Below are 2,993 nucleotides of genomic sequence, written 5' to 3'. Positions count from 1 at the left end.
CGCGGCCGGACGGCGACGGTCCTGGTCGGCCTCGGCGGCTTCGTGCTCGCTCATCGGGTCCTTCCGATCTGCGTCGGGAGCGCCCTCGTCCGTCGAGGGCGTGGCACCGACCGTGGCCCGCGGACCTGAAGCGTCCCTGAGGCCCGCGCGCGCCGGCCGCTTCCTCAGCGGCGCTTCAGGGACGGCGCGCTTCAGGCGTGGTTCAGCGCCGCCTGGTCTGATGGACCGCGATGAGCAGCGGCGATCCACGGGTGCTCGTCGTCGAGGACGAGTCGACGATGCGCGAGTCGATCGTGCGCGCGCTCGGCCGCTCCGGGTACACCGCCCGCGGCCTGCCCGACGGGGCCGGGCTCGAGGAGTGCCTCGACGGGTTCCGGCCCGACCTCGTCGTCCTGGACGTCATGCTGCCCGGGCGTGACGGCTTCCGGCTCCTCGAGGTCGTCCGGGACCGGACCGACGCCGGCATCGTCATGGTCACCGCGCGCGACGGCCTCGAGGACCGGGTGCGCGGCCTGGACACCGGCGCGGACGACTACGTCGTCAAGCCGTTCCTGCTCGAGGAGCTGACCAGCCGGGTCCGCGCGGTGCTGCGCCGGCGGGGACGGACGCCGACGGCCCTCGTCGTCGGGGACCTGGTGATCGACGAGGAGGCGGGCGTCGCGACGCGGGCCGGCGCGCCGCTGGGCCTGACCGCGACCGAGCTGCGGCTGCTGCGCTACCTCGCCGAGCAGCGCGGGCGGGTGGTGAGCAAGAACCAGATCCTCACGCAGGTCTGGGGCTACGACGCGTACGACCCCAACCTCGTCGAGGTCCACCTCTCGGCGCTGCGCCGCAAGCTCGAGGCGCACGGCCCGCGGATCGTGCACACCAGCCGCGGGCTGGGCTACACGCTGCGCGCCGGCGGGGACGGGGCGTGAGCACCCCGGGCCGCCGGGTGGTCCCGGTGCGCTCGTTGCGGTGGCGGGTCACGGCGATCGTCGTCGCGGTCGTGGCGGTCACGCTGCTCGCGGCGGGCCTCGTCGTCGACCTCGCGCTCACGGCGGCCCTCGACCGCGACCAGCAGTCCCGGCTGAGCGACCGCGCGGCACGGGTGGACAGCCTCGTCGCGCAGGGGGTGCCCGCGGACCAGCTGGTCGGGTTCCTCGACGGCCAGGGCGTGCGCGCGGTGCGGCTGTCGGCGACGGGCGCGGTGCTGCAGGGGGTCGCGGGCCCGCCCGGACCGGGTCCCGGAGGTCCCGGCCCACGGCCGCCGCGCAGCCCCGGAAGCACGGCGGGAACCGACGGGCCGCCGCGGGGTCCTGGCGACGGCGGTCCCGACGACGGCCCGGGTCGGCCGGGGCACGGTCCCGCGCTGTCGGTGGTGCGGCCGCTCGCCGACGGGACCGTCGTGCGGCTGTCCGCGGACCCCGGGGAGGTCGACGACGTCGTCGGCCGGCTGCGGGGGGTGATGGTCGGCGTCGGGCTGGTCGGGCTCGCGATCTCTGCGGTGGTGCTGTTCAGCGGGGTGTCCGCGGCGCTGCGCCCGCTCGACGCGATGACGCGGGTGGCGCGGGCGATCACCACCGGCGACCGCGGCCGGCGGCTGCGCCCGGCGACCACCGACACCGAGATCGGGCGCACCGCGGCGGCGTTCGACGAGATGCTCGACGCCCTCGACGCGGCCCAGCAGCGCTCCGAGGCCGCGGCGCGGGAGGCGCACGAGGCCGCGTCGTCCGCCCGCGCCGCCGAGCAGGAGGCGCGCCGGTCCGAGGCGACCACGCGGCGGTTCCTCTCCGACGCGGCCCACGAGCTGCGGACCCCGCTGGCCGGGATGCAGACGCTCGCCGAGACGCTCGTGCGCGACTCCGACGACGACCGCGAGACCCGCGAGGAGCTCGCGATCGCCCTGGTGCGCGAGACCTCCCGGGCGTCGTCGCTCGTCACCGACATGCTCGACCTCGCCCGGATCGAGGGCGGCGCGGAGCTCGCCCGGCGTCCGGTCGACCTCACGGCCCTGGCCCGGGACCAGGTCGGGCGGCTGCGCCTCGTCGACCCCGCGCTGGACGTGGCCGTGGCGGCGGACGGGCCGGTCGTCGTGGCGGGCGACGAGGAGAAGCTGCGGCGGGTGCTCGTGAACCTGCTGGACAACGCGCGCCGCCACGTCCGGCCGGGCGGGGCGGTCCGCCTGACGGTGGCCCGGGTCGAGGGCGCCGAGCGGGCCGAGGTGGTGGTCCACAACGACGGCGAGCCGGTGGCCGAGGCGGACCGGGAACGCATCTTCGACCGGCTGGTGCGCCTCGACGAGGCCCGGGCGCGCGACTCGGGCGGCGCCGAGCTCGACCGGCGCCCGGTGGACCTCGCCGCGCTGGCCCGCGACCTCCTCGGGCGGCTGCGCCTCGTCGATCCGGCCCTGGACGTGGCCATGGCTGCGGACGGGCCCGTGGTCGTGGCGGGCGACGAGGAGAAGCTGCGGCGGGTGCTCGTGAACCTGCTCGACAACGCGCGGCGCCACGTCCGGCCGGGCGGGGCGGTGCGCCTGGCCGTCTCGCAGATCTCCGGGGCCGGGAACGGGGGGCGGGCCGAGGTGGTGGTCCACAACGACGGCGAGCCGGTGGCCGAGGCGGACCGGGAGCGGATCTTCGACCGGCTGGTCCGCCTCGACGAGGCCCGGGCGCGCGACTCGGGCGGGGCCGGGCTCGGACTCTCGATCGCGCGGGCCCTCGCGCGCGCCCACGGTGGCGAGCTGTCCTACCGCGCGGCCGCGGACGGCTCGGACCTCGTCCTGCAGGTGCCCCTCGACCCGTGAACCTGTGGATCTCACGGTCGGGCGCTGTCGTCCTCCGATCAGTGGGTATCCGACTACCCTCCGGAAGGTCCGGACCCGGAACCGTCAGGGGTGGGATGGACAGGATCGGCGCCTACTCGTGGCATCCGGGCACCGACCGCTGGACGTGGAACGACACCATGTTCCACCTGCACGGATACCCGGCGGGGGGTGTGCGCCCGAGCCGCGC

At 76.8% G+C, this 2,993-nt stretch carries 2 protein-coding genes; both read left to right on the top strand.

Annotated elements, in window-relative coordinates; all coding sequences use genetic code 11:
- Window positions 1-230 precede the first annotated feature (230 nt).
- Window positions 231-917 carry a response regulator transcription factor gene (locus tag AC0CYZ_RS09065; RefSeq protein ID WP_472214444.1) on the top strand — a complete coding sequence of 229 codons (687 nt, stop codon included), beginning with the start codon at window positions 231-233 and terminating at the stop codon, window positions 915-917.
- Window positions 914-2,785 carry an ATP-binding protein gene (locus AC0CYZ_RS09060; protein ID WP_472214442.1) on the top strand — a complete coding sequence of 624 codons (1,872 nt, stop codon included), beginning with the start codon at window positions 914-916 and terminating at the stop codon, window positions 2,783-2,785. Before AC0CYZ_RS09065 ends, AC0CYZ_RS09060 begins: the two co-directional genes overlap by 4 nt.
- Window positions 2,786-2,993 lie beyond the last annotated feature (208 nt).

This window comes from Actinomycetospora sp. (assembly GCF_055612215.1).
This window is presented reverse-complemented; position numbering and strand designations above follow the sequence as displayed.

Excerpts from the sequence above, each read along its gene's own strand:
- AC0CYZ_RS09065 (WP_472214444.1), top strand. The coding sequence starts at position 231 with ATGAGCAGCGGCGATCCACGGGTGCTCGTCGTCGAGGACGAGTCGACG.